Consider the following 17,405-nt stretch of genomic DNA (forward strand, 5'->3'; position numbering starts at 1 on the left):
AGGAAAACAACATGCTTGTAAAGACATTATTGATCGCACTGGTTTCCTTTATCGGTTTTCTGGAATGCGGCGTCGGCAACTCCATGATCCAGCGCCCCATCGTGATGGGCCCGCTGGTCGGTCTGGTGCTGGGCGATGTGAACGCGGGTCTGGCCGTGGGTGCTACGCTGGAGCTGGCCTTCATGGGCAACGTGACCATCGGCGCAGCGCTGCCGCCGGAGATTACCGCAGGCGGCATTCTGGGTACGGCGCTGGCCATTGTTTCCGGAAATGGCACAGAGGCTGCCCTTGCACTGGCACTGCCCATTGCAACGGTGGCTCTGCTGATCAAGAACACCTTCTATCTGACCGCCCGCAGCTGGTTTTTGCATAAGTCTGATAAATATGCGGCTGAAGGCAACGCCGCCGGCGTAAATGCCATGCACATGATCAGCTTCCTTTCCTACGATATCGTCATGTCTCTGGTCATCGCCATCTGCTTCTACTGCGGCAGCGACGCCGTGCAGAGCTTCCTTGCCATCATCCCTGCTTTCATCATCCGCGGCATTTCCGTGGCCGCCGGCATTCTGCCTGCACTGGGCTTTGCTATGCTGGGCAAGATCCTCATCAGCCCCAAGGTTGCTCCGTATTTCCTGCTGGGCTTCCTGCTGGCTGCATACCTCAATGTTCCCGTGCTGGGCATTGCATTGCTGGGCGTGATCATTGTGGCTCTGATGCTGGTCAACGACCAGAACAAGCCGAATAATACTGCTGTGGTTGACGGAGGTGCTGACGATGACTTCTAATAACGAGAAAAAGCTGCTCACCAAGAGCGATATCAACAGGGTTTTCTGGAGATCCTTTACGGTCAATGCATCCTTTAACTACGAGCGTCAGATGAGTCAGGGTGCGCAGTATGCGCTGTCCCCGATTCTACAGAAGCTGTATCCGGACAAGAAGGAGCTGGGCGAGGCACTGCAGCGTCACGCCGAGTTCTTCAACACCACGCCCATGCTCTGCCCCTTTATCTTCGGCATTACAGCGGCCATGGAGGAGGAGAACGCCACACAGGAGGACTTTGACCCCAACACCATCAACTCGGTCAAGGCTGGTCTGATGGGCCCTCTGGCCGGTATCGGCGACTCGGTATTCTGGGGCACCCTGCGTCCTCTGGCCGGCGGCATCGCCTGCTCGCTGGCACTTACGGGCAACCTGTTTGCACCGTTCCTGTTCCTGCTGCTGTTCAACATCCCCAACGTGCTGGTGCGCTACTTCGGCTGCCACTGGGGCTACAACTCCGGCATGAAGGCACTGAACCGCTTTGAGGAGCTGGGCCTGACCGAAAAGATCTTTACCGCAGCGGCCATCATTGGTCTGCTGGTCATCGGCGGTATGTCGGCCTCCATGGTCAGCATCAACCCGGTCGTTGCCATTGGCAGCGGCGACAACGCCATCAAGCTGATCGATGTCATCAACGGCATCATGCCCAAGGTGCTCTCGCTGCTTACCACATTGGGCGTCTACAGGCTGCTCAAGAAGGGCACGAAGCCCAACACGATCCTGCTTGGCATCATCGTAGTCAGTGTGCTGCTCACTGCCATCGGTATTTTCTGAGCAGAACTTTTCAAGACGGCGATTTTATAGTAAAATGGAAAGCGGATGGGAGCGTGGGCTGACATCCGCTTTCCCACTTATCAGGAGGCTGCAATGAACTGTACCGAAGAATTTATTGCGAAAATGAAGCAGAAGGATATCGTCATCAACTTTGTGCAGGCATGGCGCAATGATACGCTGGAGGAAAGCTATGCCCGGCTGGATAAGCCTACGCGCCTGCACGCTTATTCGATAAGCAAAAGCGTTACCTCCATCGGTGTGGGTCTTGCCGTGCAGGAAGGGCTGCTGCGACTGGACGACCGGGTGCTCAGGTTCTATCCGGAGTATGACCCCGCAGAGCTTGCACCGAACCTGCGCCGCATGACCGTGCGAGACCTGCTGATGATGGGCTGCGGCTCCAAGGATAAAATGTTCTTCTGGAATGATGCGCAGCGGCTGCAGTGCAGGGACTGGCAGGATTATTTCCTGCGCAATGCGTTCCCCTATGAGCCGGGCACTCGGTTCGAGTACAACAATTTCAACAGCTATATGTGCAGCTGCATCGTGGAGCGCGCTGCGGGCTGTACCCTAAAGGACTACATGACGCCCCGCTTTTTTGATAAGCTGGGCATCGGCAACCCGGACTGGCTCACCTGCCCCATGGGACATTCTGCCGGAGCGAACGGCCTGTTTTTGAGCATTGACGAGATGTCCCGCATCGGGCAGTTCCTGCTGCACGACGGTTGCTGGAACGGCGAGCAGCTTCTGGACCCCGCATATTTGCATGAGGCAGAAAAAAACCAGTACCCGGTCAATGCCCCCAAGCACGGCTACGGCTATTTCTTCTGGACGAACCCGGACGACGAATCCTACCGCGCAGACGGTATGTATGGTCAGTACATCGTGGTGGTGCCCAAGAGCAAAGCGGTGATCACGGTGCAGGCGCTGGACAGTAAAAAATTCTTCGACGATGTGTGGTCGGAGCTGGTAGTCCCCTTTCTGAACAAGGGCTGAGCGTAAAAAACAACAGGAGCAAAGGTGACAATGGCAAATCTGCAGAAGCTGAATCCGACCCAGCAGGAGCTGTACAACTATCTGGAACAGCAGACCGGACAGGTGAACTTTGAGGTGCTGCAACCGTTTACCACGCAGGAAATGGGTGCGGTGCTGCACATCAGCCGCAACACGGTGAGCCAGTACCTGAACGAGTTTTTCAAAGAGGGCTGGATGGTCAAGATCAATACCCGGCCGGTCTATTATTTCCTGCGGGAGACGCTGAGCCGGAAATTCAACGTTCAGACGCTGGATTCTGAATATGAGGATCTGCAGTTTCTGCAGCAGGATCTGAACCATGGCCGCCGTGCGGACAGCTGCTTTGCGGGAGTCATCGGCTATCACCTCAGTCTGAAATCCGCCGTGGAAAAATGCCGTGTGGCGGTGGAGTATCCGCCCACCGGTCTGCCGCTGGTGCTGGCGGGCGAAAAAGGCACCGGCAAGCGTCTGCTGGCCGGCAAGACATGGGAGTATGCAAAGGAAAAGCAGGTCGTGCCGGCAGAGAGCCGTTTTGCCGAGTTGGACTGCGCCATGTGGGGCGCAGCAGAGCCGGGCGGCACCGGCTTTGCCGCTTCGTTCAAACGCAGGCTGGAGGCTGGCACCGGCAGCGATTTTTTGTACCTGCACGGCTTTGACCAGCTGGAGAGCAGTGTGCAGGCCGAGGCGGTGCGCTTTTTAACGGCAGTGCTGCCGGAGCTGGGCGCGAAGTATCCGCGCCTGATCTTCGGTGTGCAGACGGTGCCGCCCTCGCTCAAGAACAGTGTGCCGGTGCAGGCAGAGCTTCTGCCGCTGCGCAGCCGGTCGCTGCTGGAGAAAAAGCGGCTCATCTATCGTTTTCTGATGCAGGAGGAGCAGCGCATCGGCCGCAGGGTGCAGGTGACGGGTCAGGCATACCAGATGCTGATGCAGTATCCGTATGAGCGGAACGTGGGTCAGCTGGAGCAGGTCATCCGTACCAGCTGCACCAATGCATACTCCCGCAGCCGGGACGGCGACATCTGCATCGGTCTGCCGGTGCTGCCGGATGCCGTGTTTGAGAGCTGCCTGCTGCTGCCGGAGGCCGGTGCACAGAACCGTGCGCTGACACTGGACGACCTGCGGGAGGACTGCGGCTTTGAAAGGGAGCATCATCTGCTGGAGGAGATCCGGGAGCAGGGGCGGCTGTATTTACAGGGCAGTCTGGAATGTGCCGGATTCTGCACCCGCATGGTGCACCGGCTGGAGGAGTACAACAACTATATCCTGTTCCAGAACAAGATCGCAGATGAGCGCATCAAGGGCATCGAACAGGGAATGCTGCGCATCTCGGAGCGCATCCATGAGCTGTACGGTGTCGGCTTCCCCAACAGCTTTATCCTGATGCTGGCGCGGTGGGTGTATTTCGGCAATGTGTTCGATGATGCCTTGCCGGAGGACAGCGCCGAGATGCAGCAGTTGGTGGCAGACCTGACCGAGGCTGTCCGGCGGGATGCGCCCTACAGTTTTGCGGTGGCAAGTGATCTGCTGCTGATGGTGCAGAACACCACCGATGTGCATTTCTCGTCCATCGGCATCCTGATGATCAGCGCTTTTGTGGAGGTGCTGCACCGCCCCGGCAACAAGCTGCCAGTGCAGGCGTTCATCATCTGCCACGGTTACGCTACGGCCAGCAGCATTGCAGACGTGTGCAACAAGATGCTGCATAAGTATCTGTTCAACGCCATCGATATGCCCTATGATGTGCCGGTCAGCGAGATCGTCAGTCAGGTCAAAAAGATCCTTTATTTCAACGAGAACCGCGATGTGCTGATCCTGGTAGACCTCGGCTCACTGGAAAACATCACCGAGCTTCTGGACGACCTGCCGAATGTCAACCTCGGGATCATCAACAATGTTTCCACAGCGATGGCACTTTCGGTGGGCAGCCATATTCTGGACGGGATGCCGCTGGCAGAGGTTCTGGAAAATGCCAAAAATGCTTCGCAGATCCGCTATAAGATCTTGGAAAAAGCCCGCAAAGAGGATGTGATCCTGTTTGTGAGCGAGAGCGGCAGCAACGTCGCTGCAAAGGTGAGCGAGCTGTTCATGCACAGCCTGAATCATCTGAACACGAAGGTAAACGCGCGCTTTTTGTGCTACGATGTGCAGACCTATGAGCAGCTGCGTCAGAATGGCCACTGGGACACCTGCAACGTGTTGTTTGCAGCGTCCACCATGGAGCTTGGCCCGGCGGATTTCCCGGTGGTGGCCGTGGAGGACATCATCACCCAGCGCGGACTGGATAAGATCAAGAGCGGCCTCAGCGGTTATCTGACCGAGGAAGAGTTCGAGCACTTCAAGCAGAATCTGGTCAATCAGTTCTCGCTGGAAAACGTGGTGGAATCGCTCACCATCCTGAATGCATCGCGGGTGCTTTCGCTGGTAGCAGATATGCTGGAGGAGATGCAGCGGGCGCTTGGCTCCCACTTCCAGCCCAAGACCGTGGTGGGTCTGAACCTGCACATCAGCTGCCTGATCGAGCGGCTGGTGAAAAAAGAGGAGATCAAGAGCTACCGTGATCTGGAACGCTTCTGTGAAGAGCACCGGGACTTTGTGGCACTGGCGCGGCGCTGCTTTGCCAACATTGCCGAGCAGTACCGCATCAACCTGCCGGACAGTGAGATCGGCTATATTTACGATTATATTTCCCACGATTACAGCGATGAAAGTCCTTGGAAAAATGAGTTTTGAACCAATAGGAGGAAATTCAAATGGATTACAATAAAGCAGCTCTGGAAATGCACGAGACCCACAAGGGAAAGGTGGGCATCGTGAGTAAGGTGGAGGTCGCCACCCGTGACGACCTGTCCACCGCCTACACCCCCGGTGTGGCCGAGCCCTGCCGCAAGATCAAGGAAAACCCTGACGATGTATATAAGTACACCTTCAAGGGCAACATGGTAGCCGTTGTCTCCAACGGCACCGCCGTGCTGGGTCTGGGCGATATCGGCCCGGAAGCCGGTCTGCCGGTCATGGAGGGCAAGGCCGTGCTGTTCAAGGAGTTCGGCGGCGTGGATGCCTTCCCCATCTGCATCGACGCCCACGACGCTGCCAGCGTCATTGCTGCCTGCAAGGCCATTGCGCCCACCTTTGGCGGCATCAATCTGGAGGACATCAAGAGCCCCGAGTGCTTTGAAATCGAGGAAACCTTGGAGCGGGAGCTGGACATCCCGGTGTTCCACGATGACCAGCACGGCACCGCTATCGTTGTCACCGCTGCCCTCATCAACGCCCTGCGTGTGGTGGGCAAGAAGATGGAGGATGTGCACATCGTGCTGAACGGTCCCGGTGCTGCCGGTACTGCCATCATCAAGATGCTCATGACCGCAGGCGCAAAGGACATCATTGCAGTGGATCAGTTCGGCACCCTGTACAAGGGCTGCAACAGCGCCGAGGCCCACAAGAACTGGCTGGGCGAGGTGACCAATCCCCGTCAGGTCAAGGGCGGCCTGAAGGAAGCACTGGAAGGTGCCGACGTGTTCATCGGCGTTTCCAAGCCCGGCATCCTGACCACTGAGCTGTGCAAGACCATGAATAAGGATGCCATCGTTTTTGCCATGGCCAACCCCACCCCGGAGATCATGCCGGACGAGGCCAAGGCCGGCGGCGTGCGGGTGATGGCCACCGGCCGCAGCGACTTCCCCAATCAGGTGAACAACGTGCTGTGCTTCCCCGGCCTGTTCAAGGGTGCGCTCAGCGTCCGTGCCCGGGATATCAACAATGAGATGAAGCTGGCTGCTGCCTACGCCATTGCAGACCTCATCACCGATGCAGACCGCAGCGAGGAGAACATCATCCCCGGCGCGTTCGACCCCCGCGTGGCCGAGGCTGTGGCCGCTGCCGTGGCAAAGGCTGCCCGCGAGACCGGCGTGGCGAAGAGCTAACAAACAAGATAAGGAGCCGGACGACACAACGGATATTTTTAATAATGCTTTCGCAGGAAAGAACGATCATGGACGACCTTAAAATCGTATTTAGTGATGTAGATGGAACGCTGCTTGATTCTCGTCAGGAGATCACGCCAAGGACGCTTCGGGCCTTGAAGCTCCTGCAAAAAAAGGAGATCCCATTCGTTATTATCTCGGCGCGCAGTCCTTCTGGCATCGAACCCATTGTGAGGAAATACGGCCTGCGGTGTAGTATTGTTTCCTATAGTGGAAGCCTGATACTGAACGAGGAGCGACAGATCATCTATCACCGCGGGATGAGCCGAGCAGAAGCAGCAAAAATCCTTGACTTTACGGCGCAGCAGCACTTTGATATGGCATGGGGTGCATACTCGTTTGACCAGTGGGTCACACCGGACCGTACGGATCCGCGCATTGAACGGGAAGAGCGAATCGTTAAGGCGACCGCCCAGCAGGGCGTGATCGCGGATATGATCGCCGATGAAGTGCATAAGCTGTTGTTCATCTGTGCTCCCGCTTGGACAGACACCATAGAAGCCACATTGAAGGCTCAGTTTCCGCAATACGAAATTGTCAAATCATCGAATGCTCTGCTGGAAATCATGCCCGGAGGAACGACCAAGGGAGAAGCCGTGAAAAGGATCTGCGCCCTGCGGGATATCTCCCCGAAGGATGCTGTTGCCTTTGGGGATAACTACAATGATGTGGAAATGCTGGAGCTTGTTGGTCACGGCTATCTGATGAGCAATGCACCGGAGCTGCTGAAGAAGCATCTGCCCAGGCATACTACCGATCGTGACCATGATGGTATAGCTGAGGCGCTTGCAGCGCATGGGATATGCTAATAATACAGTTGGCATCATGTAGACGACCAGCTTTTCATGGTCAGGGGCAACTCCATTACAGAGGCCGGAACCGCTGGGTATGAGCCGTATTCTGAGGTGATGGCCTCGCTGATTGCACAGGTGCTGGGTCTGCCGGACTACAACGCTTGGGAAATCGTCAAGCGCACCAATGCCTGCCTGATGGAAGCCCCCTATTGGCTGCGATTCAGCGAGGATGAAACCTTTGAGGACACCACGTGCGGCCGAGCCAGAAGGATCATGAATGAAAATCAGAAAACCAGCTGATGTTAAAAAGCCAAATCTCACCGTACATCCTGTACTGCTTGAGGTTTGGCTTTTTTCTTAAGCAATGCAGACGTATATACATCTGCGCACTTATTGGGAAACCTCAAACCCTGTAATTATCATGCTTCCGTGATGGCTGCGCGCTTCTACGGCGCACCAAAAAGCGTTTTGTAAAAACGCGCAGCCTGCATCGGTACGGTGCAGATCTGAAAGGGTTTGGGATTTCCCAACAAGCATTTTGAAATTGGATTTTAAAAAATCCGATTCAAAAATCGCAAGTTGGTACCAACTTGCACTGCTTGCTGCGAATGCGAACGCCTTTCGAATTGCAAAATGATTTTTCAGTTGCTATACTGGGCTTACCAAAATTTTGTCAGGAGGCTGCTACAGTGACTGCACAGATAATGCAAATCGGGAACAGACCTTGCCGCATTTACGGCGAAGCCCATGCAGAATACCTACTGCTCCAAATGACCGGTGAACATGAGCTGCAAAGCATGGAAAGCGAGGTTACCGCTATTGCACAGAGTGCGCACCACTTTCTGTTTGCGGCTATTCCGGTGGAAAGCTGGAACGATGCACTTTCTCCGTGGATGGAATCAGAAACGTTCCGTTTGCAAGTTCATGTTCGATTTGTTTTTTGCGATTTGTTGCCTCCTCTTTTGTAGAAAAACTTTCCCATTTGTTGCAGTCTTTACCCTGCTCGTCTTGGTAAGTATAGCGGACACCATAGGAGCTGCCGCGTTTCGTGATATATGCCATAGATTTGCCTCCTTATCAAGCTGCCCGGTGGAGCCACGTATCGAAGCTGTCTTTCGGGATGCGGATGCTTCCGCCTGCCCGCAGGACACGGAACTCGGTGGTGCTGTTGCACAGGTTGTAGGCGGCACGCTGGCTGATGGCCAGCATCTGCGCGACCTCCTTTACTGTGTACACCAGCTTTGTGGTCTCAGGGCTGTTGGTCGGAGACTTGACGGCATTGGTTCGAGTGACCACCTCCGTTGTAGCCGGATTCGAGTCTGACTGCAAGGATTTTTTCGTATAATCCAAAGATTTCACATTTTCGTACATTTTATTACACATAGGCATTGCTCCTTACTTATCGTGACGCACCACAGGTTCTTGCGTGCTGCGGTTCTCATAAAAACGAATGACCTCCGGCGGGATGCTGTCCAGCGTTTTCAGGGCGGCTTCATAGTCCTGCCGCAGCTTGGCATCCTCCAGACGCTTCAAGACGCTCCCCTCCTTCGCTTTGTCCAGCGAGGCAGAGAGTGTCTTGTTTTTCTTTTTCAGTTGTCTGTTCTCGGCGGTGGTCTCCGTAAAGGCGACCTGATAGCGGTTCAGTTCGGTGCGCATTTTGGACACTGCCGGGATATAGCTGTCCAGCACCTTGCTGATTTCCGCCGCACGGCTCTTACCGTTGAAGGGGTTGATACCCACCAGCAGGGCATCCAACTGCTCCTTCTGCTTGGTCAGTTGGGGCATCTCCTTGAAGATGCGGGGCGGGATGTGCTCCCGCCCGGTTTGGCTGGCGCTTTCGCCCCGTTCCAGCTCCGGGTACTGCTTGACCATGTGCTGCCAGAACTCGTCCTGCCACCTCACAAGATTCTTGCGGTTGCCAATGATCTCTTTCGCGCTCAGCCGTCCGTCAGCAGTCAGGGGCACAAAACAGAGGTGCAGGTGGGGCGTTTTCTCGTCCATGTGGACAACAGCAGAGAGAAAGGTATCCGGGCGCTGTCTGCCCTCCAAAAATTTCAGGGCGTACGCAAAGTACGCCCTGATCTCCCGGTTGGTCTTATCCTTGAAAAACTCCGGGCTGGCGGTGACAAGAGCCTCTACCACCCGCACGCTGTCCTTGCGGACACGGCAGTGAGCCGCCGTGATCATGCGGTCGGCTTCTTCCCGGTACCTGCCCTGCGGCTGCACCAGATGGAGGTTGTAGCGGCTCCGGTTCGTGTCGATATCCGGGTTGCTGGCGTACTGCTCCTTGGTGCGCTCGTTGTGGGCTTCGATGGGGCTGATGGCAGGCCCCTTGTACTTTTTGAATCGCAGGATTCCGTATTGGGCTTTCATAGACCACGCTCCTTCTTGGGGTGTACAAAAAATCTGTACGGACTTCAAATAACCTGTACGGTTCGTACGGCGTACGGAAATCTGAAATATAAACGATAATTCGCTTAATTTGTTTCGACTCGTCGTACAGGTACGTACAAGTACAGACCGTACAGGTTGTACGAACTTCTTCCGTGAAAAAATGCACTTTTTACGGGCAGGGGTGGACAAGCGGCTCAATGCCCACGAAACCCCGCACCCTGCGGCCACCGGGCAGATAGATGTTGTTGGTGGCTTCAAGGTTATAGCGGCGGTCATTCTGGCGCAGTTCTGCGCTGAAACGGATCGCCGATACGCTGTGACAGGCGTTATCTTCGCACCACAGTTTGTAGATTTCATAGAAATCTTTGGAACTGATGGAGTAGTCTGCCTTAAAGCGGAAGTAGCCCTCAGATTCCATGAAGTCGATGACATTGTTGCTGCTGCGCTTGATGGTGTCCACGTTGGCAGCAGCTTTGGGGCTGACCGTGAAGCGGAAATCGTTCTGCACCAGCCGGTGCAGCCCTTCCAGACACCAGAGCAGGATGCCTTCCAACTCGGCGCACATCTTCTCCACAAGGAAGGGGTCATCCATGCGGTCGGTGGGCTTGTCCTTGGTGGTCAGGATGAGCTGGCGGCGAAAGAAGCCATCCGAATGGTCGTATAGCGAGGTCAGCGCACCGTTGCCAAAGCAGAGGAACCGGGCGTAGATGTCCCGCTGGTAGCTCTGGACACCCTTGCGCTCCAAGTCCAGCTTGGCTTCGGCGGTCACGATGGTCTTGATATAATTCGTTTTGGGCAGGGCGTTCATGTCCATGTCATCATCGATCATCAGCAGGCGGCGTTCCAGATCGGCACGGGCAAAGCGATTGTTCTCGACTTTCTGGACGCTGCCATTGCTGGCGGCGTCTCCCATGAGCCGTTTCAGCACCAGCCCGATTCTGGATTTGCCCTCGCCGCCCTTGCCGACAATGAGCATCATCTTTTGTCCCTTGGTGCTGGGGATCAGGCAGTAGCCCAGATATTCCTGTAAGGTAGGGATGTCGGCTTCGTCCAGCAGCTCGTGCAGGAAGGTCAGCCAACGGTCAGGGGTGGCGGCTTTGGGGTCATACTTCACAGGCAGGCGATTCTGGCAGAACAGGCGGCTCTCCTGAAAAGAGCCATCCGGCAGATGGTACACGCCGTTCTGGAGGTGGATGCAGTCCTGTTCGATGGGGAACGGGTCGGAAAAAGCCAGCAGCTTGATGGTCTCCAGAATGTTGGTGACCTTTTTGGACAGGCCGGAGGTGACATATTCCTCGATGTTCTCCAAGATGCGCTGCTTGATCTCGCTCTCGTCCTCCACCGGGCCGTCCAGCGTGTACAGCGTTCCGTTGACGCATTTCAGCGGCCACTGTTCCAGAAAGGCGCGGCCAAACTGGACTTCATCGATCTTCTTGCCGTTATACCAGTCCGGCCATAAAGGGTTGCGGGAAATGTTTTTCTTCATAGAGTGACTCTCCTTTAGAAAAGTGAAGTGGTGGGCCTCACGGTGAGACCCACCACTTCGGGTGAATCAATCGTCAGGCGCACTTTGCCAGAGCAAGGCGGTCGGTGCGCTCTTCCAGCATCAGCAGGTACGACCCGGACAGCAGCTGTGCGGCGGCATCGGCCTTCTGCTGGGGCGTCCCAAATGCAACGCAGTCCGTCAGGTGCTCGATGGTCTCGGTCGTGTGGAGGGCTTCTTCAAACCGTGGGTCATGCGGTTCCTCCGGGGTGGCGGGCTTGTAGCGCTCCTGCCAGTCGTGCAGCAGGTCAAGATAATCGGTCAGCACCCGCAGGCAGTAGGCGATGTCTGCCCACTGCTCGTCCGTCAGGCCACGCTTGGGCGGCGGCAGGGCGATGGCATTGGCGGGCGGCTTATCCGGGTCAAGCCCGAAGTCACTTGCGAGCTTCTCGGCGGCTTGCCGGGGGTTCAGGTCAAACAGCTTGGCGGTGAGGTCGATGGCATCGCCGTTGGCTCCACAGCCGAAGCAGTAATAATAGGTGTCGTTCAGCTTCATGCTGGGGTCGCTGTCGGAATGGAACGGACAGCACACCATGCCATGGCGGTCTGGCTCCATGCCGTACATCTCTCCCACCTGCCGAACGGTGATGGCGGACTTGATCTTTTGATATAAACTCAAAATCTCTCCTTTGGTCAAAGGTTTTGGCACGGATCATTTTGATCCCTACCACGTTCAAAGCCGGTCTCCCTTGCTGCCTCCCGACAGGAAATCTTTTTGGACTCTGTGTCGGCCCTATGCAGGGCGCTCGCTCCCCCGATGGGAGGTCTTGGCGGTCTGGGCAGTTCGGACGGTCATTCTGTTCTCAAGGTTCTGGTATGAAAGATATTTCAGAGGGCTTTCGCGGGAAGCCCTTAATATGTTCGCTGCTGGGGAGTTATATGTTTTCTTTCTGTCTATAGGATAGCACCGCAATGGCCGCTGTGCCGTATATCCATAATGTCGGAAAACAGGTGCAGAAACTGCAAAATTCCACGCTTATGGACAGGAACTGCCGGAAGTGGTATACTGTGCAAAAAACATCGGAGGTGCGACCATGAACATCAAGCTGACACTGGGAGAACGGCTCAAAGACCTGCGTGTGGAGCGGCATCTGAAGTTGGAAACGCTGGCAGAGCAGACGGGTCTGTCCAAATCGGCGCTGTCGAAGTATGAGAGCGACGATGTGACCGACCTCAGCATTTATGCGGTGACAACGCTGGCTGAGTTTTATGGTGTGACCACCGACTACCTGCTGGGTGTGACGGAAAACAAAAAACGCCCAGATGCAGTCCTTTTGGACTTGCATCTGAGCGATGGCGCAGTGGACGTATTAAGGAATGGAAAATTCAATCATCGGCTGCTGTGCGAGCTGATCGTGCATGAGAATTTCCGGCGGTTCATGACCGATCTGGAAATCTATGTGGATGGATATGTCAGCGCAAACATTCAAAACCTCAATGCTGGTCTGGAAGCGACCCGGCAAATGCTGAAAAAGAAGTATGCAGCAGATGAAAACGATCTATACATGAGCACCTTGAAGCTGGGGCAGATCGATGAAGATGAGTACTTTGGCCGGGTCTTGTATGACGAGTTGGTGGCTATCCTGAAGAACATCAAGACGGAACACCGCAAGGACAAGACCACTTCGGATGGTTCAATGATCGACAACCTGATGAAGGAACTGGAGGATGCACAGAAACTTGAAGGGTCTGCGGATGAAAAGAAGATCCGAACAGCATTGAAGGCAATCGGCATCAACTACGATAAGCTGACAGAGGATGAAAGAAAGCTGATAAAAAAGATCCTTTATAAAACGGCAATGCTAAAACCGGGGACACTTGCAGGCAACCGGGGCAAGCACAGACGCTGATTATTTGCCCTGCAGCTTATAGGGTGCGCTGCTGCGGCAGGAAAGGGGAACGTACACCATTGGTTCCTCTGCAAGCCTGCGCTGGGTGGGCAGAGACTGTCAACTGCCACGCCCATCCGCGCATCCTTCTGCCGCAGAACAGGTGCTTGCCGGAGCCTCTCGCAGCCCCTTTTCCGCGTCAGCCGGAACCAAGGTGTAACACACTAGACTTTGCAGGCAAAGTCGTGTGCCAACGAGCGTTCCGCCGCTCTTTGGATTCTTCCCGGCAGGGCACTGGAAAATGGGGTGCCCTGATGCAGAGGCTCCGTCTTGACTGCGTGGGAAAATATCTGGGCACACGTCCAATCATAATTGGAAATACTGCACAAATGTGTTATACTCAGACAAGGAATTATACTAGAATCATAGGAAGATTAGTATATGGTCCGCTTTTTGGGATGAGAAGTGCGTTACAATAAAAAACACCGACGGAGGAAGTCGATATGCCTGAGAAAAAAGTTGTTGATGTCATGTGGGATGACAGTCCGGTGGATGTATCTGCCGAAGTGAATTTTATCTGGTCCATTGCAAATAAACTGCGCGGACCGTACCGCAGCGACAAATATAAGGATGTTATCATTCCGATGACAATCATCCGTCGCTTTGAGTGTGCTCTTGCACCTACCAAGCAGAAGGTCGTGGAGCAGTTCAAAGCAAATCCGAATTTTCCGGCAAAGGCGATGTACCGTATTTCCGGCTTCCAGTTCTACAACACCAGTGAATTTGACCTCGCAGAGCTTGTAAATGACGCAGACCATATTGCTGCCAATTTCAAGAGTTATCTGCAGGGATTTTCTGCGAATGTGCTGGAAATTTTGATGTCCAAGGAGCGCGGTTTAAACTTCGGAGAAGAAATCGACAAGATGGACAAAAACAACCGGCTGCTCTCTGTCGTTAAAGCATTTTCTGAACTTGACCTTGATCCTCGCACCATCGACAATGTGAAGATGGGGTATATTTTTGAAGATCTGATTCGCAAATTTTCTGAAAACGCTGAGGCTGGCGACCACTACACTGGACGAGATATCATCAAGCTGATGGTCAATATTCTTCTTGCTGAAGGGTGCGATGATATCTTCGATGACGGTAAGGTCATCACAATATTGGATCAGGCTTGTGGTACGGGTGGTATGCTGTCCACCGGCTTTAATTTTATTAAACGCTATAATCCCACGGCAGATGTGCGCCTGTTCGGGCAGGAAATCAACCCGGAGTCCTACGCCATGTGCCTTGCTGAAATGCTCATCAAGGGACAGAATGCCGAAAATATCTGCTATCAGGACACCATGAAAGCAGACCGCTTTAAAGGCACGAAAATGCGTTTTGTGCTGGAAAATCCTCCTTTTGGCACCGCTTGGGGCGGTAAAGATGCGGCTGAAGGCGTGGAAGATGCTGTCAACGCAGAATATCAGAAAGGTTTTGACGGCCGCTGGGGCGCAGGACTGCCCGGTTCCGGTGATATGCAGATGCTGTTCCTTCAGTCTGCCATTGATAAGATGGACGATAACCTTGGCCGTGCTGCCATTATTGAAAACGGCAGTCCTCTTTTCTCCGGTGGCGTAGCGTCCGGTGAGAGCCAGATCCGCCGCTGGATGCTGGAAAGCGATCTGATTGAGGCGATTATTGCGCTGCCTACTGACCTGTTTTATAACACCGGCATTGCTACATATATCTGGGTTCTCTCCAAGAACAAGCGCCCGGAGCGCAAGGGCAAAATTCAGTTGATTGATGCTTCTACGTTTTTCAAAAAACTGCGGAAAGCACTGGGTGATAAGAAAAATGAAATTTCTCCTGAGGATCGCAGCGCCATTACAAAGCTGTATGCGGATTTTACAGAGAATGAATATTGCAAGATTTACCCTAACGAGGAGTTTATTTACCGTGAGTACACGGTGATGCAGCCGCTTCAGCGCAGCTATGCTATTACGGAGGAACGCATTGAATCCATGCTTTCCAAGGGATCGCTATCTGCCTTGTATGACCAGTCCAAGGTGGACGAACTGGAAAATGCCGAAGAACTGACCGGCAAGGATCAGAAGAAGTTGGAGGTATATCAGGCAAATAAGCCGGTTTATGATGCCATTGTCGCCACACTGAAAGCGGCAGTTTCGGAGCAGATTTATAATTGCCCGGCAGAGTTTACTCCGGTGCTGTCCAAAGCACTGTTTGCGGTGACTGCCGACAAAAAGTTGCTGGAAAAGATTACAGACGGCCTTTCCGTTATGGATAAAAAAGCTGAGATTCAGCGGGATCGCAAGGGCAGCATCATCTACGACAAAGAAACCAAGGATACCGAACAGGTAAAATGGGAAGAGAATATCGAGGACTATATGGCAAGAGAAGTCCTGCCGCACATCCCGGATGCCGCCGCATTCTTCGAGGAGAACCTTAGCGCCAAGAAGCCTGTTATCAAAACCGGTGCAGAGATTCCGTTCACACGGTATTTCTATAAATATCAGCAGCCGACAGCAAGTGAAGAACTGGAAGCAAAGTTTTCAGAATTGGAACGGTCTGTCTCCGAGCGTGTCGCTAAATTGTTTGGGTAAGGCGGTAAAACTATGCGTGAAATGAAGGATAGTGGGATTGAGTGGATTGGGAAGGTGCCCGTTGAATGGAAAATTGATAATCCCCAATACCACTTTAGTCAGAGAAAAGATCGTGCGAAACAAGGCATGGTACAGTTGACTGCTTCTCAAAAATATGGGGTGATTACTCAAACCGAATACATGGAGAGGACAGGTGCAAATATAGTCACAGTTCAAAAGGACTTTGATATACTGAAACTCGTATGTGCTGGAGATTTTGTGATCCACATGAGGAGTTTTCAGGGGGGACTGGAATATAGTGAAAAGACCGGAAGCATTAGCTCTGCTTATGTTATGTTAATTCCAAGCAATACCATTCGTGAACCGAGATACTATAAGTGGTTTTTTAAGTCCAGCAACTATATTGATGCGTTAAGCAGTACCTCAAATCTGGTGCGCGACGGTCAGGCTATGCGGTGGTCGAATTTTATACAGTTACCAATACTGTTTCCGCCTGCAGAGGAACAACAGCGCATTGCTGATTTTCTTGATGCCAAATGTGCCGAGATTGACGCACTGACCGCCGACATCCAAACCCAGATCGACACGCTGGAGCAGTACAAGAGATCTGTTATCACCGAAACCGTCACCAAAGGGCTGAATCCCGATGCCGAGATGAAGGACAGTGGGATTGAGTGGGTAGGGAAGATGCCATTGGCATGGGATGCTGTCCCAAACAAATACCTAATGTACAAGGTTAAAAATATCTGCCCGGTTTATAACGGCGAAGATATTCTTTCACTCACTACAAACGGCGTAATTATTCGAGACCTAAATGGTGGCGGAAAGATGCCGACATCATTTGATGGATACCAGAAGGTCACTCCCGGCAATTTGCTTATGTGTTTGTTCGACATTGATGTAACGCCCCGGTGTATCGGCCTGGTAAAAAATTTTGGACTAACAAGCCCTGCATACAGTCAGTTTGTTATGAGGACTGGCGCATACGCGCCGTATTACTATTACTACTATCTAATGGTGGATTACACGAAAGAACTACTGCATATGGCAAAAAATCTACGTCATTCGCTGACAGAGGACCAGCTTGGTGCAATCAAAGCTCCAAATCCACCTTATGAGGAACAGGTTCAAATTGCGGAATTTCTCGATAAAAAATGTGTGGAAATCAATCTGGTTATCGAGGACAAGAATAGACAGCTTGCAACGCTTGACGAATACAAGAAATCACTCATTTTTGAGTATGTAACTGGAAAAAAGGAGGTACCCACATCATGAAAGTTGAATATGTAACATCACCTATTGGCGGAGGAACCGAACTTTATATTTCTGCCGCCGAGTATAAGCGAGTTAACAGCAAAGATGGGTGGAGTGACCGTCAAAACCTGATGTTTGCAGTACGATCCTATACTCAAACAAATCAAAGCAGGAATAAGATCAAGAGCAGAGATTTAGAAGAAGCGTTCCGACATATTAAAAAAGACGGAACCATTGTTCTTGCAACTAAATTGGCCGGGGAATTTGCGTGGTGTGAGATATATGTTATCACAGATAACAAAATTATTCCGGTTCTCACAAGCAGTGACGGTGAAAATGTTAACATCAACTATTCAGAAAAGACAAAACGAGAATTGAATCGTAAACCGTGAGATGAG

16 protein-coding genes are annotated in these 17,405 nt (G+C 53.2%); 11 read left to right on the forward strand and 5 right to left on the reverse strand.

The features are described from left to right. Positions 1-11 precede the first annotated feature (11 nt). From MTP41_RS08380 to MTP41_RS08410, 7 genes are all read left to right on the forward strand, one after another. Positions 12-785, forward strand: a complete 774-nt coding sequence (locus tag MTP41_RS08380; protein ID WP_117529935.1) for a PTS mannose/fructose/sorbose/N-acetylgalactosamine transporter subunit IIC — start codon at positions 12-14, stop codon at positions 783-785. Beyond that, a complete protein-coding gene (locus tag MTP41_RS08385) occupies positions 775-1,593 on the forward strand; it encodes a PTS system mannose/fructose/sorbose family transporter subunit IID (RefSeq protein WP_117529934.1) in 819 nt (272 codons plus the stop codon). Before MTP41_RS08380 ends, MTP41_RS08385 begins: the two co-directional genes overlap by 11 nt. A gap of 93 nt (positions 1,594-1,686) precedes the next feature. Further along, complete coding sequence (locus tag MTP41_RS08390; RefSeq protein ID WP_249235311.1) at positions 1,687-2,586, forward strand: serine hydrolase domain-containing protein; 900 nt, start codon at positions 1,687-1,689, stop codon at positions 2,584-2,586. A gap of 30 nt (positions 2,587-2,616) precedes the next feature. After that, positions 2,617-5,334 carry a PRD domain-containing protein gene (locus MTP41_RS08395; RefSeq protein WP_249235312.1) on the forward strand — a complete coding sequence of 906 codons (2,718 nt, stop codon included), beginning with the start codon at positions 2,617-2,619 and terminating at the stop codon, positions 5,332-5,334. 20 nt (positions 5,335-5,354) lie between these two features. Next, the gene (locus tag MTP41_RS08400; RefSeq protein WP_249235313.1) at positions 5,355-6,527 is read left to right on the forward strand and encodes an NAD(P)-dependent malic enzyme; all 1,173 of its coding nucleotides are present in this window, start codon (positions 5,355-5,357) and stop codon (positions 6,525-6,527) included. Between the two features lie 68 nt (positions 6,528-6,595). After that, positions 6,596-7,396: a Cof-type HAD-IIB family hydrolase gene (locus tag MTP41_RS08405; protein ID WP_158576320.1), complete on the forward strand. Its 801-nt coding sequence runs from the start codon at positions 6,596-6,598 to the stop codon at positions 7,394-7,396. A 36-nt stretch (positions 7,397-7,432) separates the two neighbouring features. After that, positions 7,433-7,681, forward strand: a complete 249-nt coding sequence (locus tag MTP41_RS08410) for a hypothetical protein (RefSeq protein ID WP_118527432.1) — start codon at positions 7,433-7,435, stop codon at positions 7,679-7,681. A gap of 552 nt (positions 7,682-8,233) precedes the next feature. Here the strand turns inward: MTP41_RS08410 and MTP41_RS08415 are convergent. The 5 genes from MTP41_RS08415 to MTP41_RS08435 form a co-directional block, all read right to left on the reverse strand. Beyond that, the gene (locus MTP41_RS08415; protein ID WP_242994693.1) at positions 8,234-8,443 is read right to left on the reverse strand and encodes an Arm DNA-binding domain-containing protein; all 210 of its coding nucleotides are present in this window, start codon (positions 8,441-8,443) and stop codon (positions 8,234-8,236) included. Positions 8,444-8,458: 15 nt separating this feature from the next. Further along, positions 8,459-8,752 carry a helix-turn-helix domain-containing protein gene (locus MTP41_RS08420; RefSeq protein WP_249236563.1) on the reverse strand — a complete coding sequence of 98 codons (294 nt, stop codon included), beginning with the start codon at positions 8,750-8,752 and terminating at the stop codon, positions 8,459-8,461. Between the two features lie 24 nt (positions 8,753-8,776). Next, positions 8,777-9,754, reverse strand: coding sequence for a MobV family relaxase (gene mobV, locus MTP41_RS08425; protein WP_249235314.1), 978 nt, complete (start codon positions 9,752-9,754; stop codon positions 8,777-8,779). Between the two features lie 190 nt (positions 9,755-9,944). Beyond that, positions 9,945-11,261 (reverse strand): DNA primase family protein, encoded by a 1,317-nt coding sequence (locus MTP41_RS08430; protein WP_249235315.1) that lies wholly within the window; start codon positions 11,259-11,261, stop codon positions 9,945-9,947. A 73-nt stretch (positions 11,262-11,334) separates the two neighbouring features. Next, positions 11,335-11,937, reverse strand: coding sequence for a CHC2 zinc finger domain-containing protein (locus MTP41_RS08435; protein ID WP_249235316.1), 603 nt, complete (start codon positions 11,935-11,937; stop codon positions 11,335-11,337). A gap of 415 nt (positions 11,938-12,352) precedes the next feature. On the opposite strand from MTP41_RS08435, the gene MTP41_RS08440 reads away from it, so the two are divergent. From MTP41_RS08440 to MTP41_RS08455, 4 genes are all read left to right on the forward strand, one after another. Continuing rightward, positions 12,353-13,168 carry a helix-turn-helix domain-containing protein gene (locus tag MTP41_RS08440; protein ID WP_249235317.1) on the forward strand — a complete coding sequence of 272 codons (816 nt, stop codon included), beginning with the start codon at positions 12,353-12,355 and terminating at the stop codon, positions 13,166-13,168. 482 nt (positions 13,169-13,650) lie between these two features. Beyond that, complete coding sequence (locus MTP41_RS08445; RefSeq protein ID WP_097776818.1) at positions 13,651-15,753, forward strand: type I restriction-modification system subunit M; 2,103 nt, start codon at positions 13,651-13,653, stop codon at positions 15,751-15,753. A 12-nt stretch (positions 15,754-15,765) separates the two neighbouring features. Continuing rightward, complete coding sequence (locus MTP41_RS08450) at positions 15,766-17,028, forward strand: restriction endonuclease subunit S (RefSeq protein WP_097776819.1); 1,263 nt, start codon at positions 15,766-15,768, stop codon at positions 17,026-17,028. Beyond that, entirely contained in the window at positions 17,025-17,399 is a 375-nt protein-coding gene (locus MTP41_RS08455; RefSeq protein WP_097776820.1) for a hypothetical protein, read from the forward strand. The genes MTP41_RS08450 and MTP41_RS08455 overlap by 4 nt, the downstream gene beginning before the upstream one ends. Positions 17,400-17,405 lie beyond the last annotated feature (6 nt).

Source organism: Faecalibacterium sp. I4-3-84 (assembly GCF_023347255.1).
GTDB classification, from domain to species: domain Bacteria; phylum Bacillota; class Clostridia; order Oscillospirales; family Ruminococcaceae; genus Faecalibacterium; species Faecalibacterium taiwanense.